Raw genomic sequence first — 23,327 nt, forward strand, 5'->3', positions numbered from 1 at the left:
ATTCTTCGCTATCTCCTCTTTATTAGGCCCTCTTTATTTCGTGACCTACAAATTCCTCCAGAGCAGCAAACATATCATCTACAGAAAGCACTTCGAAATCAGGATGGTTTTTCAGGAAGTTTGCGTTTAGGGTAATCAGGTTTTCTTCTATTTCATAAAAAGTATCGTTGTTCAGTACATCCCGTATCGGGTTTACACCTTCTAGCTTTCCTTTCAGGAATTTATTGAGCTTAACGCTGCTCATTAGTTTTACTTTTTTGCTTTGCTGCTGAAACAATTCTAAATGTTTTTCGGCACCAATCAAGGCAAGACCTTCTTCGATAAGTTCGTTGAGTTCTTTATTCCAGCTGGAATTATAGACAAACTGCGCAAAATTTCCTTCGGTATATTGTGACCAGTAATAATCTAAATAATAACTCATCAGGGCATCTTCGTGTATCAGTTCGTCATCGACACCTTCCTCACGCATTAGGTTGATTACCGAAATATTAGAGTGAATGACATCCTGAGGATTTTCACTGTTCATTGCCGTATCAGAAACTATTATTTTACCAAATTCCATTTGTATGCTGTTTAAATATTGTCCTGCAAAGATACAGGTTTGATTTGTCTTTTGCCGCAAAGGCACAAAGACGCAAAGAAATTAAAATATAAAATTTAGCGTCTTTGTGTCTTCGTGGCATATCTTTTCGTTTGCTTTGTCATTTGCCGCAAAGGCACTAAGACACAAAGAAATTAAAATATAAAACTTCGTGAGTGTCTTCCTGGCATATCTTTTCGTTTGCTTTGTCTTTTGCCGCAAAGACACTAAGACACAAAGAAATTAAAATATAAAACTTCGTGCCTTAGTGGCTTCCTGGCATATCTTTTCATTTGCTTTGTCATTTGCCGCAAAGGCACTAAGACACAAAGAAATTAAAATATAAAATTTAGTGTCTTTGTGTCTTCGTGGCAAAGGATATAGAAATTAAATTATAAAACTTAGCGTCTTTGTGCCTTTGCGGCAAAAGACATAGAAATTAAAATATAAACCTTAGTGCCTTAGTGTCTTCGTGGCATACCTCATAACACAATTATTTGTTTTCAGTCAATAAAGCCTTCAGTTCATTGGTTTTCAGATAAGCTGCAAAACGGCCGGAGAGCAGGAGCATATCTCTTTCTTCGGGAGTAATGCGCAACTTGGTTTCTACATGCGATGCCGCTTCGTATAAAATTAAAACCTGACCTAAACTTAATTTATGAAACTCAGCACTATCAAGAGTAGGCACCATAATGTCTCCGTCTTTATCTTTTCTGAATGCCTCTACACCAAATTTATTAATCAGCGATTGTTTAAAATTATTATAGATTTTTACCCAGTTGCTCGAATCATCGGTAGTGTTTTTAAACTCCGCCACCCTGGCTTCATAATCCTCATCTTTGGGCTGTTTAATCAGATAATCCCTGATGGTACTAAAACCAATAATCTGATAATTGGTTGTGGGTATTTTGTAGCGTTCAAAGGTATTTTCAAGATCTCTTTCAAAAGTAATATAGCGGGTCAGAACCGTATATAATGACGCCGTTTCCAGCAACGAAATCAGTTTGATTTTCTCATCGGTGATGTACGGCTCTTTTTTGCCTTGCCCAAAACAATCGATAAAAAGGGCTTTCTTGTTTTTAGAACTTACCCGGGTATCATTGCTAAGCAATTCGATTAAAGTTTTATACCCCATATTATCAGAGGCACCTCCATCGACAATGCAGAGTATTTTATCATGATCTTTTATACCGAATTTAGTTTTAGGAAGCACACCCGGAAAAGCAGAACTCGCCGTAATACCATACGTAAGCGGAAAATCGTAGCCATTGTTGATGCTGTCTTTGTCTAATACTAACTTTGCTTTGTTAGGAGCCAGTGAAGAATTTATTTTGAAAGCCCGGATAATATGCGGCATAAACGGTATGCGGTCGCCATTGTTATACGCTGTACCATTGGTAACAAACATAGGCAAAGTAGGAACCTGAGGACTACCTTTAGGAATAAAGAAATCCGACAGGAGCATTTGTTTGTCAAATTTCTCCGGATTCGACGGGTTCGTAACATCGTATTGCAGAATTTCTAAATCGAGACGCTGCGTCATCGATATCTTTTCGCCTTTTTCGTTCTGGCTGTTGTTCAGCAGCGTCAGGATACTGGCGGCTTTATCGACATAGTCTTTATACAGATCGGCTTTAGAAAAATAAAACTGATTAAACGGCTGGTGCTCTTTATACAGTTTGTTCTTCATCATCGTTAGATAATAACCCGCAGAATAACAGCCGCCTGAAACGGTAGAGAAATAATCTATTTCGGTCAAAAAGTTGCGCTGCAAATGGTTGCCTTTGATTTCTTCAAGGCCTAATAACACTCCCATACTAAAAAACTGCGCTCTCGAACCACCACCTGAAATGCCTACTCCCAAAGCAATATTAGGGTTCTGATGTTGGTGATTACGATCCTGTACCGACTTGTATTCGTCTAATGCCACAGGGGTAATCGAACTGTAATTGATCTCTGAGAATAAAGAGATTTTATTTTGAGAGAATCCCGATGCAACATAAATCAGAAACAGTATCGCCGGCAAATACCTTTTGTCTTTCCTGTTTTTTATCATTTTAGTAAAGATTAAAATTCGTTTTTATTTTTTATTCAATATTAAACAAACGCAAAATATACGAGAGTTCATATACTGTAAACAATACTACTAAGCCAATATGAAATGTTTTGTTGTGCACTTTTATTCCCACAAAGCACAACAGGATATGACTGATAATCCTAACGTAATATTCGCTCTGATTGTATAAAAAGTACTGCTCTCCCTTAATAGCAGTATCGATTAAATCGGCTGCAAAGCTAAGGGCGAGTATAGCAAAAAACCAGTTCTTCCGGGAATAAAAATAGTCTTCGTAGCCTGTATAATCGTTCAAATCATCAGGATAAAGAATAGCACATAAGAGGTAGAAAATCAAAATATAGCAGATAATAAAAAAGTAATCTGCAAAATACCATTCCTGAATAAGTCTCAGGTTAAACTCCCACCACCAAAAATGGATGATGAGCAAAAAAACATAAAACACCCAAAGGCTATGAACAAAATAGCTTTTTTTCCGACCCGGATGCTGAATAAAAACAACCGATCCTTTAATAAGATGCGTTAGGCTTAGCCCCAAAATAATACCGATAATCGATTTGATATGAGTAAACTCTTCCATAAATACGACCGCTACTTTCAAAGTACTAAAATTAAATTAATTAATTGAAAAACAGTTGATTAATTGTATGAATTTTAGGGGTATTCTTTACATAAACAAAAATCTATGCTTCTACCCTTAATCGCCTGAAATAATACTTTGTTCTCATTTGTAAGAATACAATTTTAACTTCTTGACAAACTTAATGATTTGGTATCTCTAAATATTCTATTTATATATTGTAAATACAGTATTTTAAAGCTGGCATACCTTTTTAAGCTGCTTATTTGATTTGAAAATACATTTGTAAGAATATTTTGTGTTAAAGAAGTTTATTCTTACAATAAAATGTTGTAAATTTATCTTATTAATAGATATGTTAAACAATTAAAAACAAAAATGTATGCCAATCGACAATTTAAGTGCCCAGCATTTCACTCTGGCTGAAAAACAAGGATTTCTAACTAGTCTAGACGCTATGGAGAAGCAAGTAGCCTCGAAGTTAAAAAATCTTACGCCCGATGAGCGTAGCCGATACGGAAGTATCAATGAGCAAAATAAGCTATTTGTAAACAAAGTAAAAGATTACAGAGCAACTTCGCCTTCTTTGTGCAGCCCAGATATTGACTGGGCAGAATTTCAGAATGATATGGATTCGAGAGATTTTCTGCAAAATGCTATTGCCCGTTTAGAAAGTTTATTGCAAAGTATTAAAAACAATAAAATTCTTCATGATTACGACTGTTACCAAGTTGCACTAACTGAATACGAGTACTCTAAATATAGACTTGGTACAAAATCTACAGGGTTTGAAGTAAAGGTAAACGAGTTAGCACAGTTTTTTACCAGATCCAAAAGCATTACGGCATCAGCAAGAACTGAGGAAACCGAATAGCAAATACACTATAAGGCGCTATTAAGACCTCCTGAACATAAGCTTTCAGGAGGTTTTTTTATGTATGCTATTAAAATCATACTTTTTTTAGGTTAAAAAACTCATCGTTGGGCTTACATCATCCATCGTTGGGGTTAATTCAAACAGCGTTGACGTTCCGAACCCCGTCGTTGACGTCTAGAACCGGACTTTTGACGTTCGGAACGTCAACGACGGGGTTCACAACGTCAAATTTTACGTTCGGAACGTCATCGTTGGGGTTCTGAACGTCAACGTTGACGTTCAGAACCCCAACGATGAATGATTTAACGTCAACGTCGGGGCTCGGAACGTCAAATTTTACGTCGGATAACGTCAACGATTGTATTGAAAATAAAAAAGAAGAATGTTTTTAATAAATAGCTGAATTAGAAAAAGTGAATGGTTCAGCTAAGGTATCATCAAAAAGAAGAATACTAATAATTAATAAAAAAATCAATATGAAATATAATCCCACAATACACAAACGCAGATCAATACGCTTGAAAGGCTATGATTATTCGCAAGCAGGCTTGTACTTTATTACCATCTGTTGCGATGCCAGAATTTATCGTTTCGGAGATATTGAAGACGGCGAAATGATTCTGAATGAGTTTGGAAAAATTGCCTATGAAGAATGGTCAAAATTAGCAGATCGTTTCCCTAATTTTGATTTGGATGTTTTTCAAATCATGCCCAATCACATACACGGCATCATCGTTTTATCCGTCGAACCAATCGCAACGAATATTTCGAATACCGTAGAAGCAACCCTCGCGGTTGCCCCACCCCAAGAGGATAACCCAATTACAGAAAAAGCAACAATTGAATCATGGGCAGGGGCAAGCCATGCCCCAACAAATCAAACAAACGTACGGGCATCCCTCGCGGATGCCCCACGAAAAGATAATCCCCCGATAATTAAAGAAACACCAATAAGGGCAGGGGCAAGCCCTGCCCCGACTGAACAAACAGAAAATAAACGTCCGACAATATCAGACATCGTAGGAGCCTATAAATCAATCGTTGCGAATAGATGTCTTGAAATTTATAAATCCCGAAACAAAATAATGGGCAGATTATGGCAGCGCAATTATTACGAACACATTATCAGGGATGAACGTGCCTATCATAACATTTCCAATTACATTATAAACAATCCAAAGAAATGGCAAGAGGATAAATTTCATAAACAAAAGTAGCCCGCAACCCTAGCGGTTGCCGCCCAAAGTAACCCCAAAGAATGATTCAGTAGGAAGATTCAAAAGTATGATTCAAAAAGATAATTCCAAAAGAATGATTCAAAAGGATGATTCCAAAGTATGTTGAGAACTATAATTGAGAAGAATGTTTCAGCAAGACATTTAGAAGGATGTCCAACGTGATGTTGAGCACGATGTTCTGTATAATGTTGGGCAGGATGTTCTGTATGATGTTGGGCAGGGGCAAGCCCTGCCCCGACGATGGATTATATATATTTAAAATTTAATTTGTACTTTAGTAAGATGTAAATTGCTTTTAATCAACAACATGACGACAAGCAATATTATAAAGTTGAAAAGAAGAAACAACTACAAAAAAAGGCTTACTCCTAAAAGCCATTTGAAGGGGGAAAATTTAAAACTAAAATACTATGAAGAAAAATTACTTAATGCTTACGGTTTTATTGCTTTTGAATCTAAATCTTAGAGCACAGCAACTAGTAAAAGACATCAATCCCGGTGGAAATAGTTCTTACATTACTTTATCAAAAGCAGTCAACAATACATTGTATTTTGCAGCAGATGAAGGAGTGACAGGAAATGAACTCTGGAAAAGTGATGGTACAGATTCGGGAACTATGCTGGTAAAAGACATCAATCCGGACGGTGATGGATTAAACTATACATTTCCCAATGTTTTCGCCAATATAGATGATACGTTATATTTTGTTGCCTATACGCCTACCTCTGGTGTAGAGTTATGGAAAACAGACGGAACAGCAGATGGCACAGTAATGGTGAAAGATATAGATCCTGGAACCGGAAGCGGAATCGATGTTACCCGTTGCGAGTTAGTGCCTATGAACGGAATTCTGTACTTTATTGCAGATGATGGAGTAACCCAAAATGAGTTATGGAGAAGTGATGGTACAGCTGAGGGTACTTATCTAATAAAAAATATCGCTCCTGTCTGGCAGTCTTATATCGAAGAACTTACAGTTGTAAATGATATTTTGTTTTTTAGTGCCAACAGCGAAAGTGGTGGAGCCGAATTATGGAAGACAGATGGTACAACTTCAGGAACCGTAATGGTTAAGAACATACAAGCATCCGGAGGATCGAGTCCACAGTTTTTAAATAATGTAAACGGAACCTTATTTTTTGCTGCTTATACAACAGAACACGGAAAAGAACTCTGGAAAAGTGACGGAACTGCCGAAGGAACAGTATTGGTAAAAGACATTAGACCCGGAATAGATAATTCTATACAATATACCAATGTAAACAACTTTGCAAACAACAACGGGATTTTGTATTTTACCGCTACCGATGGAGTAAACGGTATTGAGTTATGGAAAAGTGACGGAACCGAAGAAGGAACTGTTTTAGTGAAGGATGTTAAACCCGGAGCAGCAGGAGGTTTAGACTTAAATAATATTAGAAATTTTATAGCCATAAACGGTACCTTATATTTTATGGGTGATAATGGCGTTTCAGGAAGAGAACTTTGGAAAAGCGACGGAACTCCTGAAGGAACGCTCATGGTAAAAGATATTAGAGCCGGAAGCAGCTGGTCTGAGCCGGAAGGATTTGTTAGTTATAATAATACCCTTTACTTCTCTGCCTATGATGGTATTAACGGAGGACATAAGTTATGGAAAAGTGATGGTACGACAGAAGGCACTACCATTATAGATACCGAAGCGCCCACTGACCCTAAAAACATAACAATTATGAATGACAATCTCTATTGCAGAGCCTGGGATAATGAATATGGAGAAGAACTAAGACGATTAAACTTGTCAACACTTGGTTTGGAAAATGAAAACAAACGAATTACTTTTAGCCTGTTGCCAAATCCTTCAACAGGTATCGTTACTATTATAACAGATCATGTAGAATCGGATAAATTAGACATTGCTGTGTTTAGTATTCTTGGGAACACCGTTTATAAAGGATCAGCCAGTAAAGAACAAATGCAAATTAATCTTTCGTTTTTATCAAAAGGTGTTTATATTATAAAAGTGCAGGACGGTGCAAAAGTTCATAATCAAAAAATAATAATTGAATAACAGGGGCAACCGAAAAGGTTGCCCAAACAATGCAACAGTATGAAAAAAGTATTAACACCTCAGCAGTCTCAGGAAATACTGGACGTTCTTCAAAAACGTTTTGAGAAAAACAAAAACTACCATAAAGAAATTGAATGGAAGAGTGTGCAGACCAAACTTGAAGCCCAGCCGGAAAAACTATGGTCGCTAAACGAAATGGAAAGCACAGGTGGAGAACCTGATGTGGTGTTATATAATAAAGAGAAAGACGAATATGTTTTTTATGACTGCGCTCCCGAAAGCCCTAAAGGCCGAAGAAGTACATGTTATGATCGTGAGGCGCTGGAGTCAAGAAAAGAACATAAACCTAAAGACAGCGCTATCAATATGGCGGCAAATATGGGTATTACTATTTTATCCGAAGAAGAATATAGAGTTTTACAAGAGCTTGGTAATTTTGATACCAAATCATCCAGCTGGATAGAAACCCCATCTGAAATTAGAAACCTTGGCGGCGCTTTATTTGCTGATTTTCGCTATAATACTGTTTTTGTGTACCACAATGGAGCAGAATCGTATTATGCCGCAAGAGGATTTAGAGGTTCACTGAGCGTTTAAGGCTCAGTGAACATTTAAAATATAATATAAAACGACTTATTAGTTCGTTTTCATAGGTGGCAAATCAAATGCTACCGGTTCGTGCTCAAAATTATTGCGGTGTGCACCATCGCAAAAAGGCTTGTTTGAGGATAATCCACAACGGCAAAGCCCTAAGGCTGCTCTTCCTTGTAGTCCGTAAACCGTTCCTTCCTGGTCCATGATTTCAAAATCACCTTCAATTTTTATCGATCCGTTTTTATTAATGATAAGTTTTGTCTTGCTCATAGTGCTCTTTTGTTTTTTATGAGCACAAAGGTTGCAAAATTTATTCTGAAGGATTTGTATGGTCAAGTGCTTTTTAGCAGGCAGAAAGCTAATTTACATTGGTTCTATTTTACTGTAAAGAACAAACAAACAGTTATATAGTTATTCTCTTATAAAAACATCTTATTGCAACCAAATAAAATTATGTAAAAGATTACAAAAGTTCTGTAAGGGCTACGTCCTACAATACGGGTAATTTAGCAATATAATTATTAAACAAATCAAACATGAAAACGAAACGTATAGCACTTGCGATATTATTTAGCATCGGATTATTTGCTACTTCTTGCAGCAATGATGATAATGAAGGAGAAACATTAATTCCTTTAGAAGGAAAATGGGAAATTACTAAAATAGGTACCACTATTGATGGTGTAGAAACCTATGTAGATCCACCGCAAAACGAAAGCGGCTGTTCTAAAGATTACTTAAACCTGAAAATTGACAATACCGCTACAATAGGAAATTATGATTCTACTATTAGCGAATGTGCCTTAACAACAACTTCAGGAATTTATTCGAGATCACATAATAACTTAACGGTTTCTATCGAAGGTATAACAACTACCCAGGATATTGTAAATCTTACGCTTGACGAATTAAAACTGAGAGATGAAAATGGTGTCATATCAGTTTATGAAAGAGACTAGTTCTAATATTATGCTTGGTGGTACTTTTATTAGGCTTGGTGGTACTTCGTTCTGATTGTGTCAGGACGGGGGGTAAACGGGAACAACATTTTGTTGTTTCCGTTTTTTTATGTCTTTTTTCGGGGTAATTTTAAAGAAATAATGTTGTAAGACACCATTTGGTACAGATGGGAGATTAAATAGTAACTTACAATTCCGAAAACTTCAATAGCAAACAAAAAATATTTCCTGAGCTTAACTTTGTACCTTTGATCCTCTAAAACTTTGAACCTTAAAAAAAATGACACAAATAAGTATCTTAGGTTGCGGCTGGCTGGGTTTACCTCTTGCAAAAAGGTTTATCGGAAAAGGCTTTTTGGTTAATGGTTCTACTACCTCAGAAAATAAACTTCCTATTTTGGAAGATGCCGGAATAAATCCTTTTTTGGTTACGCTTGAAAGCGAAAGTATTTCTGACTCGATTAATGATTTTTTAGCGCAAAGCAAAATTTTAATAATTGACATTCCACCTAAATTGCGCGGTAACAATGTTGATTCATCAAATTCTGAAAGGAAGATATTTGTAGAAAAAATCAAAAATTTAATTCCGTTTATCGAAAAATCAACAATAAAAAAAGTGCTTTTTGTGAGTTCAACTTCCGTTTATGGGGATGAAAACGAATTAATTACCGAAGAGACTCTTCCGAATCCCGATACCGAAAGCGGCAAACAATTGCTTTTATCAGAAGCTCTTTTACAAGAAAATCAAAACTTCAAAACTACCATTGTACGTTTTGGGGGACTGATTGGTGACGATCGTCATCCGGTGAAATTTTTAGCAGGAAAAGAAAACCTCGAAAATCCTGATGCTCCCGTTAATTTAATTCATCAGAAAGATTGTATCAGCATCATTCAGGAAATTATCAATCAGAAATCCTGGAATGAAGTTTTCAATGCTGTGGCGCCTTTTCATCCCACCAGAGAAAAATATTACACGCAAAAAGCTATTGATAAAAATTTGGCTTTGCCTAAATTCAGTTCTGAAAAAACAACTATCAGGAAAGTGATTTCTAGTGAAAAAACAGAGCGTCTTTTGAACTATCAATTTAGGCTGGAGAATTATTAAACCATATAACTGATTTAAAAACTTTGTGGTTCGTTTTTTTTGCCACGAAGACACTAAGGTTTATAATTTAATTTCTTTGTGTCTTTGTGTCTTCGTGGCAAGAGAAAAGATTTGCTAGGCAAACACAAAGACACCAAGCTTTAATAATTTAATTTCTTTGTGCCCTCGTGGCTTCGTGGCAAAACCTCACCAAACTTAAATTTTCTTAAATCACTTATATGGTTTAAACAAAAACTTTGCGAACTTTGTGATTTAACCAAAATTATGGAAACAGCTTACATCAATTCGCCTTTAGGAATTACCAAAATTATTGGAGATGAAAACGGCATTGCTGTGATTTCCGTTTCAGATGTTGGTGATAATGACGTTTCGCCGGTAATTCCGGAAGTTTTAAAAGAAGCTGTTTCGCAGCTTGAAGAATACTTTCAAGGCCAAAGAATCAATTTCGATCTAAAACTAAATCCAAAAGGTACAGATTTTCAGCAAAAAGTCTGGAAATCGCTCTTAGAAATTCCGTACGGTAAAACCATTAGCTATATGGATCAGACTAAAAAACTGGTTGATGTAAAAGCCATTCGTGCTGTGGCATCGGCAAACGGTAAAAATCCTTTATGGATTGTAGTTCCCTGTCATCGCGTTATTGGTACCAATGGGTCGCTCACGGGTTATGCCGGTGGATTATCGCGCAAGAAATGGTTATTGGAACACGAAAATCCTACTACACAGCAGCGTTTATTTTAAAACACAAATTGCACAGATTTACACAAATTATAAGCTATTTCTTATTTTTAAAAATAGAATTTATATATATTTATAAATCTGAAAATCTAAATAGGTCTAAAAATTCTAAGACGTCTAAACAATGATTGAAAAAATAAACCTCAATAATATACTTTTCCTCGATATAGAAACCGTTCCGGAAGAAGAGAATTTTAATTCGCTTGACGCGGAAATGCAAGCTCTTTGGGATCATAAAACACAATATCAAAGAAAAGACGAGTTTTCGGCTGAAGAATTTTATGACCGTGCCGGAATTTGGGCCGAATTTGGAAAAATCGTCTGTATTTCTGTTGGGTATTTTGTCATAAAAGGAGATATTCGAAATTTTAGAGTGACTTCATTCTTTGGAGAGGAAAAGAAGATTTTGCGTGACTTTAACAACTTACTCAACAATCACTACAATCAGCCGCAACATTTATTGTGTGGGCATAATGCAAAGGAATTCGATATTCCGTTTTTGGCGAGACGTATGATTATCAATCAAATTGCGATTCCGGATAAATTGAATCTTTTCGGAAAAAAACCTTGGGAAATTCCGCATCTGGATACTTTGGAATTATGGAAATTTGGTGATTATAAACATTTTACTTCATTAAAATTACTGACCAAAATACTTGGAGTTCCGTCTCCAAAAGGCGATATCGACGGCAGCCAAGTGGCGTATGTTTTTTATGTAGAAAAGGACATTGACCGAATTGTAACCTATTGCGAAAAAGATACGATTGCCGTAGCTCAGATTTTCCTTCGTTTACGACGTGAAGATTTATTGATTGATGAGGAAATTATTCATGTTTAAATTTTAGGTACAAAGGTGCAAAGTCGCAGAGGTTCAAAGGTTAAATTTTTAGAATCTAAATATTTAAAAAAATGACATTCCAGGAAATTGCTCAATACAGACTTGCTTCTCAGAAACTTTTAGAGGTCAATTCATCAAGCCCTCAGGAAATTGTACATCACATGGGTGCCATCCAGGCTCAGGATTATGCAATGGCAAAATGGGCAATTGGTTCCCGTTGCGATTCTTCCGAAAAAGTGATTGAAGAAGCTATAAATTCGGCACAAATCATCCGAACCCATATTCTACGCCCCACCTGGCATTTTGTTGCTGCAGATGATATTTATTGGATGTTGGATCTTTCAGCACCACAAGTGAAACGATTTACAGCTTCGGCAGCAAAAAAATGTGATTTTGATGAAAAAAAACTGAACCAAATCAATTCTCAAATCGAGAAATTATTAGCTGGAAATAATCATCTCACGCGTGAAGAAATCATGCTTGAACTCAACATAAAAAAGACTTCTGGACAAGATTTTCTGGGCGCAGCCATTATGATGAACGCCGAATTGGATGGTTTGGTCTGCAACGGAAAAATGAAAGGTAAACAAATGACGTATGCTTTGCTTGAAGAACGGGTTGCCAAGCCACAACCCAAATTAACCAAGGAAGAAGGCCTAGCCAAATTGGCCCAACGCTATTTTGAAAGTCACGGCCCTGCAACGGTTCTTGACTTTTCGTGGTGGTCGGGTTTTCCTCCAACAACTTGCAAAACGGTTTTAAATTCAATTGAATCTGAATTGAATTCGGTAGAAATTGACAACCAAAAGTACTTTTTTAGTCAAAATTTAAATCTTCAGCGTAACTTTTGCGAAAGCGTACATTTTCTAGCCGCCTTTGATGAAATCCTGATTGGGTATAAAACTCGTGAAGTTTCCATTTTATTAGAACATCAACCGAAAGCGTTTACCAATAATGGCATCTTTAAACCTGTAATTTTAGAAAACGGAAAAGTCATTGGTACCTGGCAAAGAACTCTAAAGAAAGACATTGCGCAAATAAAAACGCATTTTTTTGCCAATTTTGATGAAACGAAGAAAAAAACTTTTTTCAAAGCAATTTCACTGTTAGAAAAGCACTTAGAAATCAAAATCATTATCGAATAGCTATCTTTTTCACAAGTAATTTGCTTTTTTCTAACAAAACCAATCCAAAATCAATATTTTTTTGTGCATTATATCTTGAAATAATTACATTTACAAAAAAATATAAGTATGGTATTGAGTAGATTTTGGCTAGTAATTTTTGTGTCATCCATTTTGTTCGTAGTGGTAAGTTTATTTTCTGGAACGAATTACACTGTTGATTATGTTTTGAATGGCACCAAAGGCGATCCAATTTTAATTTCTGAAAAATATATAGATCAGGTTCCTGCTTTTGTTCGCGATAGTATTCAACTGAAAGAAGATAAAACAATCATTGTTAATCGTGATTTATCCAACGCCGATACTACATACGTTTACAAGAATAAAGCCGTTCAAATTTATAGCGGTGTACAAAAATCTGATGGATTATTGGCAACCTGCAAAAGCAGTTTGATTGATATTATTATTCCGCTTATTGCTTATTTGGCCTTCTTTTGCGGACTTATGGAATTGTTAATTATTTCTGGTGTTTCTGCAAAATTAGCCAAGGTCTTGAGTCCTGTTTTTGTAAAAGTTTTTCCAAGTATTCCTAAAAATCACCCATCGATTTCATATATGACGCTGAATTTTGCTGCCAACTTTTTGGGACTGGATTCGGCTGCAACTCCATTTGGATTAAAAGCGATGGAAAGTTTGCAAGAACTTAATCCTGACAAAGACAGGGCAAGTGATGCGCAAATTATGTTTATGTGTTTACACGCTTCGGGGTTAACGCTAATTGCAACCTCAATTATTGGTTATCGTGCTGCAGCTGGCTCCAGCAATCCAGCCGATGTAATGTTGCCGTGTATCATCACCTCGTTTATTGGTACCATTGCTGCCTTTTTAATTGTGGGAATTAAACAAAAAATCAATTTTAAAAGCGCTTCTTTGGTAGCCGGATTGATGGCTTTAATTGGAGCTATTGTTGGTTTACTGATGTATATTAATCATTTAGATTTAATTGGTAAAAATTATTTTACTTCTAATTTATCTGGACTAATTCTGCTAGCCATTATTGCTTTTACTTTGATTTTTTCTTTCCGTCATGAAAAAAAATTCACAGAGGCCAATACGACTCCTTTTGATTCGTTTGTAGTAGGCGCAAATAATGGTGTAAAAACTGGAGTTACTATTTTTCCTTATGTTCTAGGAATGTTGGCGGCTATTTCTTTGTTTAGAAATAGTGGTTTATTTGATATTATCAGTAATGGTCTGGCTTTTGTTTTTTCGAATCTGGGAGTAAGTAAAGAAATTACAGATGCTTTGCCTGTTGCACTTTTACGTCCGTTTAGTTCTGCTGGATCGAGAGGATTTTTAATTGATTCTATGAATACATTTGGTGCCGATTCGATGACAGGAAGATTGAGCAGTATTTTTCAATGTAGTGCTGAAAGTACTTTTTATGTAATAGCCGTTTATTTTGGTTCTATCAACATCAAAAATACCCGTTATGCCTTAACTACAATGCTGCTTGTTGATTTAATCTGTGTGATCACGGCGATTTTTGTGGCTAGCTGGTTTTTTTAATATAAAAAATAAAATTCACGATATGTTAACCGGATTAAAATCCGGCCCTACAATATTTAGTCGAGCCGATGGCTCTTACTTTGTCGAAAAACACTATTTTTAAACTGGAATAAATTCCAGCCCTACAATATGTTTCGAGCCGATGGCTCTTACTTTGTCGAAAAACACTATTTTTAAACTGGAGTAAATTCCAGCCCTACAATATGTTTCGAGCCGATAGCTCTTACTTTGTCTTTTTAAAATTCCGTAGGAATGATTCATTTTGTAGCGACGGATTTTAATCCGTTGAAAATAAATTCGAATATTCCAATGAGTTCCGTAGGAACTTACCATATAAATATTTGCTGTATTTTAAACGTTTTCAATGTTTTTTATGTAAGAATATTTTGTATGTTTATAATTAATTTCAAATTATTTATATACAAAATGCCAAATACTTATCATCAAATTTACATTCAAGTTGTTTTCGCTGTAAAAAATCGTGAAGCCGCCATTGACAAACTTTGGAAATCAAAATTATTAGGTGTTATTGGAAATTTGATAAATGAAACTGGTTGCAAAACAATAATCGTAAATGGTGTCGAAGATCATATTCATTGCTTAATTGGACTAAAACCTGCTATTTCTATTTCAGAATTAATGAAAATCGTAAAAGCAAAATCTTCCAAATATATTAATGATCATCATTTGACAAATTCAAGATTCGAATGGCAAGAAGGTTATGGTGTGTTTTCATACAGTCAATCACAAATCGATGTGGTTTATAAATACATTGCCAATCAAGAAGAACATCACAAAAAAAAATCTTTCAAAGAGGAATATTTAGAATTTTTAGATAAATTTGAAATTCCGTTTGATGAAAAATACACTTTTGGGGATTTGATATGAGCCGAGCCTACGGCTCTTGGAAATAACACAAACCATTATTTGAACTGGAATAAATTCCAGCCCTACAATATTTAATCGAGCCTAAGGCTCTTACTTTATCGTTTTAAAAATTCCGTAGGAATGATTCATTTTGTAGCGACGGATTTTAATCCGTTGAAAATTATTGCCAGCATTTCATGAGTTCCATAGGAACGGATCATATAACCATCACAATAATTTTCATAACCAAAAATAAACAACAAAAACACCGTCAATTCAAATTCTTTCTTCGGTAAATAATTTTTAACTTTGTCAAAAACAAAGCAATGATTGATTTTATATACCAAGACCCCTATCCTATTTTAAAGGATGATACACAATACCGCAAAATTACTTCTGATTTTGTAAAAGTGGAACAATTCGGAGAACGTGAAATTTTGACTGTGGACCCAAAAGGTTTAGAATTATTAGCCGAAGAAGCACTTACTGATGTTTCGTTTATGCTAAGAACAACACATTTGCAAAAACTGCGAAAAATTTTGGATGACCCAGAAGCGACAGATAACGATCGTTTCGTGGCTTATAATCTATTACAAAACGCTTCTGTTGCTGCCGAAGGTCAGTTGCCAAGCTGCCAGGATACTGGAACGGCAATTGTAATGGCGAAAAAAGGAGAAAGCATTTTCACAGGAGTTGATGATGCCGAATGGCTGAGCAGAGGTATTTTTAATACCTATCAAAAACGTAATTTACGTTACTCGCAAATTGTTCCGATTTCGATGTTTGAAGAGAAAAACTCAGGCTCGAATCTTCCGGCGCAAATTGATATTTATGCTAAAAAAGGAGCTTCATACGAATTCCTTTTCATGGCAAAAGGAGGCGGTTCTGCCAACAAAACCTACTTATACCAACAAACAAAATCGTTATTGAACGAAAAATCAATGGATGCTTTTGTTCGTGCAAAAATAAAAGATCTAGGAACTTCAGCTTGCCCTCCTTACCATTTGGCTTTGGTAATCGGTGGAACTTCGGCGGAAGCGAATCTAAGTGCTGTTAAAAAAGCTTCGGCTGGATATTACGATCATTTGCCAACGACAGGAAATATGTCGGGTCAGGCTTTCCGTGATATCGAATGGGAACAAAAAGTACAGCAAATTTGCCAGGAAAGTGCTATTGGCGCTCAATTTGGTGGAAAATATTTCACACACGATGTACGTGTCATTCGTTTGCCTCGTCATGCTGCTTCTTGTCCAGTTGGATTAGGCGTTTCCTGTTCTGCAGATAGAAACATCAAAGGAAAAATCACTAAAGACGGAATTTTCGTTGAGCAATTAGAAGTAAATCCAAAACAATTTTTACCGGAAACAGCACCACATTTGGAAGCACCAGTTGAGATTGATTTGAATATGCCAATGGCTGATATGTTGGCGAAATTGTCTCAATACCCGATCAAAACACGTTTGAAACTAAACGGAACTGTAATTGTAGCACGCGATATTGCGCACGCTAAAATTATGGAAATGTTAGACGCAGGTAAACCAATGCCAGAATATTTCAAAAATCACCCAATTTATTATGCTGGACCAGCAAAAACACCGGAAGGAATGGCTTCTGGAAGTTTTGGACCAACAACTGCAGGTCGTATGGACGTTTATGTAGATGAATTCCAGAAACATGGCGGAAGTATGATTATGCTGGCAAAAGGAAACCGTACTAAACAAGTTACCGATGCGTGTAACAAATACGGTGGATTCTACCTTGGCTCAATCGGAGGACCAGCGGCAATTTTGGCACAAGACAACATTCTGAAAGTTGAAGTGATTGATTTTGAAGAATTAGGAATGGAAGCCGTTCGTAAAATTACAGTGAAAGATTTTCCTGCATTTATTATTACAGATGATAAAGGGAATGATTTCTTTGAGAATTTGTAATTTAGAGTTGCTAAGTTTCTAAGAGACTAAGATTCTAAGTTTTTTAAAATATTAAAACCGCCTTTATTGGGCGGTTTTATTGTTTAGAATGTATTTCATTGCCTTAACAAAAGTTATTTTGCCTTTTTAGTCATTTGTACTTCTGTTTTCAGATTGTCTCTTGTTAAGATCACTGATTTTGGCTTTACATCGCTGAAATCGAATTTTAGTAAGTTGGGATAATCTGTAATTTTAAAAAATCCATTTTTTAAGTACACTAATTCATTATCATTTTTTCCTTTAAAATGTTCCAAAATAGGAGATTCTACATACAAGCGGTTATTTCTTTCTACGATCTTAGTTTCCATTCCTTGAGCATAAAGGAAATCATCATACGTTCCGACTAGTTTTTCTTTTAAATCTGAAGGTATTTCCTGAACTTCTTCATTAGTTTTTTTGTCCCAGTTCATCACTTTTAGAATTGTATTTCTAGTAGTATTCATCACAGGAAAACGATTCGGTTTTTCGCCATTGGCAAGATATACCATGCCATTGCCATCTGTCATCGTAGCCAAAATATTGCCACCTACTCCCGTATTAGAACCATTACAAGCAAACCAATCATAATTATTGTAACCAAAAGACTTTTGCCATCCGTAACTCCAGCCGCCAACTGCATTTTTTAAAACGGAGACTTCTGTTACTTTTTTTGCAACGTTATGAGAAATCACTTTGTTGTTTTTATTACGCAAAGCATTTTGCATCTCAAGGGCAATTTTAGCTAAATCAGTTGGTGTTGACCACATTCCTGATGGTGCTACTTGCGGTGTAATTGGCAAACCTGTTTTTATCACTTTTCCTTCTTCATCGTGAACAAGTGCAACATTGGTTAGGAATCCCTTTTCATTAGGCTGAATCATTGTGGTGTTTTTCAAGCCAAGCGGTACGAAAATATATTCTGCTGCAAGCGCTGCAATTGATGTATTAAAAGTATCTTCTAAAGCCATTTGGACAATTGTATAGCCGCCACCACTATATCTCCAATCGGTTCCTGGTGTGAACAAAAACTCAATTTCTTTATCGTATCGAGGGATTTGACCTAAAAGACTTTGTTGTAATGTTGGAATCGCCTCACCTTCATAATGATCTGCAAACCCATCCTGAGTGGTTCCGGCGGTGTGATTCAGAAATTGTTTCCAAGTTGGACTATTATGCTCCGTAAACCTACTTTTTGGCAAATGCCAACGTTTTAAATACTTGTCTATTGGCTCATCCAAATTAATCAATCCTTTTTCTTCAAGCATAAAACAAAGAAGTGCTGTGATAGGTTTTGAAATTGAAGCGGTAGAAAATGCCGTGTTTTCGTTTATTTTTTCTTTAGAATTTGCTGATTTTACGCCAAATTGCTTAGAATAAACAATCTTATAATTTTCGAAAACAACAAGACTAAATCCCGGTAATTTGAATTTTTCTAATTGCTGATCAATTTTTAAACTGTCGGTCAAAAAGTTATAATCTTTTTTTTGTGCCAGTGCTTTATTACTTGTTTGAAAGCTCGCAACTATAAATAGAATTAGTAAATAAATAGAATTTTTCATGGTATCGATTTTTTAGGTTAGAATTTTATTTCGATACAAATTTGAGAAAGTAGCAAGTCCTATACGACCGAATGCAAGTATTCGAACGCATTTGTTTAAAAAATAAGTACGGGTAGTTTAAGCCAAAAGTACGAGTAATTACAAAACGTTTATTTACAATAACTTGCGATAAGAAGTTGGCGTATTTCCTGTGTGCTTTTTAAAAGCAGTATTAAAAGAAGATTTTGAATTAAAACCAACTTCATACAAAATTTCAAGAATGGTTACTTTACTTTTTGAAGGATCATTCAGGATTGCCATTGCATGTTCGATACGATACGTATTTACAAAATCGTAAAAATGCTGTTCTAATTTATGATTTATTAAAAGTGATACATCTCGAACAGGAACTTTAATAGCCGCTGAAACATCCTGAATCGTCAAAGAAGGATTAAGAAAAGGCTTTTCTTCGGCCATAAACTGCTTCAATTTGATTAATTCTTCATTGTACTCTTTTTCGTTTGCGGCTAAGGCGGAATTGTTTTTTTCTTCTAAAATAATATCAGAAACCAACTTTAAGTTTGAATCGATATTTCTAAATAAACCCGGGTGATTCAATGCTTTAAATAAATACCAACAGGCAATAAAAAGTTGAAATGCGATGATTCCTATTTTCATCCATTCGAAGAGATCGGAATATTCAGAAAATTTAAAGATGTTTTTAAAAAGTGTAATCGAATATAAAATACACAGTACAACCGTAAACTGAAATAACCAATTATAAGAATTAATATTGGTGCCGGCATAGTTTTCGAGATATAGCTTTTTCGCTCTTTTTAACAACATAAAAACAGCAACAAAATATACCAATATCTGAATATGAAATAAAATATGAAAGGTCGGTATTTCTATCATACTCTGACGATGTACAATAAAGTTCAATTTAGCCGCAGCATCTACCAAATAAAAACGAGGTAATAAAATGATATTTACCAGTAAAAACGGAAGTAGATGCAGAATGTATTTTGGCTTAAGCCTAAAATCAGAATAACAAACCGATAGAACATACAGATAAAAAGCAGGGATTTGCAAAAAAGCCGATGTGTTTCTGAGCATTCCCAAAGTTGAAGGACCATTAGTGATTAATTCAACTAAAGGTGTGCTAAAATCTATTGCGGTTATAATTAGAAAAAAAGCAAAAAGAGAATTACTTGTCTTGTGTTTGGTTTTTACAGTAAGCAGAAAAAACGCCAAAAATAAGGAAATGAACAAGGAAATGATAGTCACAATAAGTAGTAAATTAATCTTATCCATTAGTTTATTTTAGTGGTATTATGGTTTTTACTTGTTTTAAAATTGAAGACTAAAGTAAGATTTATTCTTTGGTTTAACCAAGTTTTAAAATAAAAAACCAATATAGCTTCAGACTAAAAAAAAGAATCTTACTAAGCAACTAAAGGAAATCACTTTTTTTGAGAATCTTTAATTTTTAAGTTGCAAAGGTTCATAGGTACAAAGGTTTTTAGAACTTTATAAAAAAACAGAAAACCGCCAATGGCGGTTTTTCTTTTTAAACATTTCACTTTTTACAGATCACCATTTACATTCTTATTTTTTAATGAATTTTTTAACGACTTTTTTTCCTCCGCTATTCAATTCGATAAAATAAACACCTGCTGTTAATTTGCTGACATCTACTGGATTTTCAGTTAATTTTCCTGAATTTACCAACTGGCCTAAGGCATTAGTTATTTTAAATGCTGATCCTTCGGCTTTTGCCAAAGCAACATTTAAATTACTTTCAACTGGATTTGGATACAAAGTAACTGCCGAAATTTCCTCAGCTTTGCTTATTCCAGCAATTAATTCTTCAGCAATAGGAGATCCTGCGACAATATTCACAGTATAATCTTCTACCTGACCGTATGAGAAAGTCTCACAAGCAGTAGGAACGGCATTGTATTTCATCGAAATTCTGATTCTGGTTGGTCCAGTCAGAGCCGTCGCTGGTATTGTAAAACTTCCCGAAGCCGGAGTAGCTGTAGCGGCTGCTTTTGTCCAGACTGTTTCGCCTGAATCGCTAAAATCTCCATCCTGGTTGTAATCTATAAATACAGCATAGCCTTCTTTATAAACAGAAGAAGTCCATAATGGTGTAATGGTAATCGTATTCGAAACACCTTTTGTTAAATTAGTGCTAATTGCCGTTAGATTTTCATAACCTGTAGTTCCTGTTGAAGTATTGTTTATCGTTCCCAATACTACTTTTCCAATTCTTTCATCAGCAGCACTGTTTCCTTTCGAGGCACAATACGTTATAGTGGTAGCCAGTGTTGTAATATTTACTGTGTTGCTTGCTGCCGACGCATTTCCTGCTGCATCTTTTGCTTTTACATAAAAACTATACGCTGTTAGAGGAGACAATCCTGTTACCGCATAAGTTGTTCCGGTAGCTGTGCCTTTTAAAGTAGTTCCCTGATATACTTCATATCCGGTAACTGCAACATTATCTGTAGAAGCGGTCCATGATAAATTGGTAGTAGCACCTGTTGTTCCGCTTGCTGCTAAATTGGTAGGCGCACTTGGTGCAGTTGTATCTCCTGATCCTGCATAAGCCGCTCCTACTCCAACTGCGTAAAAAGCATTTGTTGTGGCAATAACCTCAGCAGATCCTGCTCCGTACAAATCTATCGCCGATTGTATCCCGGAGGTTCTGGCATTTGCATAAGTAGAATTGGCACCTAGATAAACACTTTCTAAACGATAAGCGATTTTTGCCGCTTTATCAATAGTGATTCCGGTAACATTATAAGCATTTCCGATATCATTTGTACCTGACTTTCCAACCGATAAGATATAAAACCAGTGATTTAAAACTCCTGAATTAGTATGAACTCCACATTGGTCATTATTATTGGTTGGAGTACAATTTACATTTATCCAATAAGTTCCCCCATAAGTATCAGGCTGTCCTTCTGAATTTGGATCACTCATAGAACGCAAAGCACTATGACCAGATCTTCTTTCGATATCTTCACCCACTAACCAAGTTGATTTGTTAGGAGCTGCACGATACTCGATACACGCCCCCCAAATATCAGAGAAAGCTTCGTTCATTGCTCCGGATTCTTTTTGGTAAGCTAAATTTGCTGTATAAGTACAAACTGCATGACCAATTTCATGACCTGCCACATCCATCGATGTCAAAATATCAAATCCACCTGTTCCTGTACCATCGCCGTAGGTCATAACACTTCCATTCCAGAACGCGTTGTTATTATTTGGATAACCTGCTGCGACTAAATTATAATGTACATAACTCCTGATTTTTGCACCAGCATTATTGTAACTGTTTCTGCCATGAACTACTGAAAAGTAATCATAAGTCATTTCGGCTCCCCAATGTGCATCAAGAGCTCCATTGTCTTTATTAGTGTTATTATATTCAGCAGCCGTCCAGTTATTATCCGCATCCGTAAAATTGGTTGTTGGATAGGTTGCCGTTCTGGCTGAATTATAGGTTTGGATTCCGTTACCACGAGTTCCATCTGATAAAATATAAGAAGATCCGCTTAGTGTAGTCTGAATTGTTTGGGTCCCACTATAACGTGTGGCGGCATTCGCAGCAACGATCGCTTTTTTAGCAATAGCTTCTGTCTCATTATGCCGCACATTAGCTGATTTACGAGCACCATGGCTGTTTTCTCCCAGGTGTTTTATTGTGGCATTATAAAAAAGCGCTTTTCCTGTTTCAGCATCGATGTAAAGATCGCCGCGGCTTAACGGATATGTAGCATAAATATCAAATTTATAGGCCAAACGCACTTTATCAGTTGTTCTCTTTAAGCCTTGCTCTTCCATTGCCGGTAGAAAAACCAATTCGCCTTTGGGTTTTTCATAACCCATTTCAAGAGCATCCTCGGGTTTTTCCCAAAGATATTGCTGCGCACCTATATGCGCAATAGCCTTTTCTAAAGCGGTCTGACGTGAAATTTTTGGAGTCGTTTTTGCATTTTTAATAGCATAGAATTCTCCATTCATAGAAACTAATTTTCCGTTTTTGGAATGCAGGGTATAATTCGCAAATTCTACTTTAATTCCTTGTTCGTATAATTGGAATTTTTCATGGATAAAACCTTCTTTATCAGATTCGGTTTTGATTTTTGAGAAGGATTGATTTTCTTGTAAGCCAAGTTGTTCTTTAAAAACTGTTTTGGCATCAGAGCCTTTGTAAGTCGATTTATCACTAAAAGTGATTAAATCAGGTTGTCCGTTTTCGGATAAATTTTTCTGACTAATCCGTTTGTCGGTTGTAACCTGAGCAAAAGCGGAAAATGAAAAAACAAACACGACGGTGGTTACCATCATTTTAGGTAAAGTACATTTCATAATAAATTAGGATTAAATTGGTTGGTATAATAGATTACAAACAAAATAAATAATGTAAGTATTTACTTTATTAGAGAATAAAAGTATTTTATTTTTGTTAAATAAACTCTTATAAATTTCAATAATCGATAAAATGCAACATTTTTTGTCTTAAAATCAATATTATTTAACAAAAAGTTCAAAATATTTAAAGATTAGCCTTGAAAATTATTAAATCATTGATTTGCAACCTTTTAAAATACCACGTAAATATTGAT

Annotated in this window: 19 protein-coding genes; 12 read left to right on the forward strand and 7 right to left on the reverse strand. The window is 35.6% G+C overall.

Annotated features, from left to right (window positions below; translation table 11 throughout):
• Positions 1–22 precede the first annotated feature (22 nt).
• The 3 genes from GON26_RS04850 to GON26_RS04860 form a co-directional block, all read right to left on the reverse strand.
• Entirely contained in the window at positions 23–562 is a 540-nt protein-coding gene (locus GON26_RS04850) for a DMP19 family protein (protein WP_160373600.1), read from the reverse strand.
• Between the two features lie 511 nt (positions 563–1,073).
• On the reverse strand, positions 1,074–2,636 hold the full coding sequence (locus GON26_RS04855; protein ID WP_160373601.1) for a patatin-like phospholipase family protein: 1,563 nt from the start codon (positions 2,634–2,636) through the stop codon (positions 1,074–1,076).
• Between the two features lie 31 nt (positions 2,637–2,667).
• Positions 2,668–3,255 (reverse strand): hypothetical protein, encoded by a 588-nt coding sequence (locus GON26_RS04860; protein ID WP_160373602.1) that lies wholly within the window; start codon positions 3,253–3,255, stop codon positions 2,668–2,670.
• A gap of 361 nt (positions 3,256–3,616) precedes the next feature.
• Here GON26_RS04860 and GON26_RS04865 point away from each other — a divergent pair, with 361 nt between their 5' ends.
• From GON26_RS04865 to GON26_RS04880, 4 genes are all read left to right on the forward strand, one after another.
• Positions 3,617–4,108, forward strand: coding sequence for a hypothetical protein (locus GON26_RS04865; RefSeq protein WP_160373603.1), 492 nt, complete (start codon positions 3,617–3,619; stop codon positions 4,106–4,108).
• 479 nt (positions 4,109–4,587) lie between these two features.
• Positions 4,588–5,328, forward strand: coding sequence for a transposase (locus GON26_RS04870; RefSeq protein ID WP_160373604.1), 741 nt, complete (start codon positions 4,588–4,590; stop codon positions 5,326–5,328).
• A gap of 431 nt (positions 5,329–5,759) precedes the next feature.
• Positions 5,760–7,400, forward strand: coding sequence for an ELWxxDGT repeat protein (locus GON26_RS04875; protein ID WP_160373605.1), 1,641 nt, complete (start codon positions 5,760–5,762; stop codon positions 7,398–7,400).
• 39 nt (positions 7,401–7,439) lie between these two features.
• Complete coding sequence (locus GON26_RS04880) at positions 7,440–7,997, forward strand: DUF4256 domain-containing protein (protein ID WP_160373606.1); 558 nt, start codon at positions 7,440–7,442, stop codon at positions 7,995–7,997.
• A gap of 39 nt (positions 7,998–8,036) precedes the next feature.
• On the opposite strand, the gene GON26_RS04885 is transcribed toward GON26_RS04880, so the two are convergent.
• Positions 8,037–8,264, reverse strand: coding sequence for a CDGSH iron-sulfur domain-containing protein (locus GON26_RS04885; protein WP_160373607.1), 228 nt, complete (start codon positions 8,262–8,264; stop codon positions 8,037–8,039).
• Positions 8,265–8,530: 266 nt separating this feature from the next.
• Here GON26_RS04885 and GON26_RS04890 point away from each other — a divergent pair, with 266 nt between their 5' ends.
• The 8 genes from GON26_RS04890 (at position 8,531) to GON26_RS04925 (ending at position 17,125) form a co-directional block, all read left to right on the forward strand.
• The gene (locus GON26_RS04890) at positions 8,531–8,953 is read left to right on the forward strand and encodes a lipocalin family protein (protein ID WP_160373608.1); all 423 of its coding nucleotides are present in this window, start codon (positions 8,531–8,533) and stop codon (positions 8,951–8,953) included.
• Positions 8,954–9,233: 280 nt separating this feature from the next.
• The gene (locus GON26_RS04895; RefSeq protein ID WP_160373609.1) at positions 9,234–10,058 is read left to right on the forward strand and encodes an SDR family oxidoreductase; all 825 of its coding nucleotides are present in this window, start codon (positions 9,234–9,236) and stop codon (positions 10,056–10,058) included.
• Between the two features lie 264 nt (positions 10,059–10,322).
• The gene (locus GON26_RS04900; protein WP_160373610.1) at positions 10,323–10,799 is read left to right on the forward strand and encodes a methylated-DNA--[protein]-cysteine S-methyltransferase; all 477 of its coding nucleotides are present in this window, start codon (positions 10,323–10,325) and stop codon (positions 10,797–10,799) included.
• 121 nt (positions 10,800–10,920) lie between these two features.
• Positions 10,921–11,634, forward strand: a complete 714-nt coding sequence (locus GON26_RS04905) for a 3'-5' exonuclease (RefSeq protein ID WP_160373611.1) — start codon at positions 10,921–10,923, stop codon at positions 11,632–11,634.
• 71 nt (positions 11,635–11,705) lie between these two features.
• The gene (locus GON26_RS04910; RefSeq protein ID WP_160373612.1) at positions 11,706–12,779 is read left to right on the forward strand and encodes a winged helix DNA-binding domain-containing protein; all 1,074 of its coding nucleotides are present in this window, start codon (positions 11,706–11,708) and stop codon (positions 12,777–12,779) included.
• 108 nt (positions 12,780–12,887) lie between these two features.
• Positions 12,888–14,327, forward strand: a complete 1,440-nt coding sequence (locus tag GON26_RS04915) for a nucleoside recognition domain-containing protein (RefSeq protein WP_160373613.1) — start codon at positions 12,888–12,890, stop codon at positions 14,325–14,327.
• A gap of 426 nt (positions 14,328–14,753) precedes the next feature.
• Positions 14,754–15,215 carry an IS200/IS605 family transposase gene (gene tnpA / locus GON26_RS04920; protein WP_160373614.1) on the forward strand — a complete coding sequence of 154 codons (462 nt, stop codon included), beginning with the start codon at positions 14,754–14,756 and terminating at the stop codon, positions 15,213–15,215.
• A gap of 305 nt (positions 15,216–15,520) precedes the next feature.
• Positions 15,521–17,125, forward strand: a complete 1,605-nt coding sequence (locus tag GON26_RS04925) for a fumarate hydratase (protein ID WP_160373615.1) — start codon at positions 15,521–15,523, stop codon at positions 17,123–17,125.
• Between the two features lie 113 nt (positions 17,126–17,238).
• On the opposite strand, the gene GON26_RS04930 is transcribed toward GON26_RS04925, so the two are convergent.
• From GON26_RS04930 to GON26_RS04940, 3 genes are all read right to left on the reverse strand, one after another.
• Positions 17,239–18,702: a serine hydrolase domain-containing protein gene (locus GON26_RS04930; RefSeq protein WP_160373616.1), complete on the reverse strand. Its 1,464-nt coding sequence runs from the start codon at positions 18,700–18,702 to the stop codon at positions 17,239–17,241.
• 153 nt (positions 18,703–18,855) lie between these two features.
• Entirely contained in the window at positions 18,856–19,995 is a 1,140-nt protein-coding gene (locus tag GON26_RS04935) for a helix-turn-helix domain-containing protein (RefSeq protein ID WP_160373617.1), read from the reverse strand.
• Positions 19,996–20,289: 294 nt separating this feature from the next.
• Positions 20,290–23,070 carry a M4 family metallopeptidase gene (locus GON26_RS04940; protein ID WP_160373618.1) on the reverse strand — a complete coding sequence of 927 codons (2,781 nt, stop codon included), beginning with the start codon at positions 23,068–23,070 and terminating at the stop codon, positions 20,290–20,292.
• Between the last annotated feature and the right edge of the window lie 257 nt (positions 23,071–23,327).

The sequence above is a fragment of the Flavobacterium hydrocarbonoxydans genome (assembly GCF_009789235.1).
Lineage (GTDB): Bacteria > Bacteroidota > Bacteroidia > Flavobacteriales > Flavobacteriaceae > Flavobacterium > Flavobacterium hydrocarbonoxydans.

Bases quoted from the DNA above. Each gene is read 5' to 3' on its own strand.
- GON26_RS04850 (WP_160373600.1), bottom strand. From the start codon at position 562: ATGGAATTTGGTAAAATAATAGTTTCTGATACGGCAATGAACAGTGAA.
- GON26_RS04855 (WP_160373601.1), bottom strand. From the start codon at position 2,636: ATGATAAAAAACAGGAAAGACAAAAGGTATTTGCCGGCGATACTGTTT.
- GON26_RS04865 (WP_160373603.1), top strand. From the start codon at position 3,617: ATGCCAATCGACAATTTAAGTGCCCAGCATTTCACTCTGGCTGAAAAA.
- GON26_RS04870 (WP_160373604.1), top strand. From the start codon at position 4,588: ATGAAATATAATCCCACAATACACAAACGCAGATCAATACGCTTGAAA.
- GON26_RS04875 (WP_160373605.1), top strand. From the start codon at position 5,760: ATGAAGAAAAATTACTTAATGCTTACGGTTTTATTGCTTTTGAATCTA.
- GON26_RS04880 (WP_160373606.1), top strand. From the start codon at position 7,440: ATGAAAAAAGTATTAACACCTCAGCAGTCTCAGGAAATACTGGACGTT.
- GON26_RS04885 (WP_160373607.1), bottom strand. From the start codon at position 8,264: ATGAGCAAGACAAAACTTATCATTAATAAAAACGGATCGATAAAAATT.
- GON26_RS04890 (WP_160373608.1), top strand. From the start codon at position 8,531: ATGAAAACGAAACGTATAGCACTTGCGATATTATTTAGCATCGGATTA.
- GON26_RS04895 (WP_160373609.1), top strand. From the start codon at position 9,234: ATGACACAAATAAGTATCTTAGGTTGCGGCTGGCTGGGTTTACCTCTT.
- GON26_RS04900 (WP_160373610.1), top strand. From the start codon at position 10,323: ATGGAAACAGCTTACATCAATTCGCCTTTAGGAATTACCAAAATTATT.
- GON26_RS04905 (WP_160373611.1), top strand. From the start codon at position 10,921: ATGATTGAAAAAATAAACCTCAATAATATACTTTTCCTCGATATAGAA.
- GON26_RS04910 (WP_160373612.1), top strand. From the start codon at position 11,706: ATGACATTCCAGGAAATTGCTCAATACAGACTTGCTTCTCAGAAACTT.
- GON26_RS04915 (WP_160373613.1), top strand. From the start codon at position 12,888: ATGGTATTGAGTAGATTTTGGCTAGTAATTTTTGTGTCATCCATTTTG.
- tnpA (WP_160373614.1), top strand. From the start codon at position 14,754: ATGCCAAATACTTATCATCAAATTTACATTCAAGTTGTTTTCGCTGTA.
- GON26_RS04925 (WP_160373615.1), top strand. From the start codon at position 15,521: ATGATTGATTTTATATACCAAGACCCCTATCCTATTTTAAAGGATGAT.
- GON26_RS04930 (WP_160373616.1), bottom strand. From the start codon at position 18,702: ATGAAAAATTCTATTTATTTACTAATTCTATTTATAGTTGCGAGCTTT.
- GON26_RS04935 (WP_160373617.1), bottom strand. From the start codon at position 19,995: ATGGATAAGATTAATTTACTACTTATTGTGACTATCATTTCCTTGTTC.
- GON26_RS04940 (WP_160373618.1), bottom strand. From the start codon at position 23,070: ATGAAATGTACTTTACCTAAAATGATGGTAACCACCGTCGTGTTTGTT.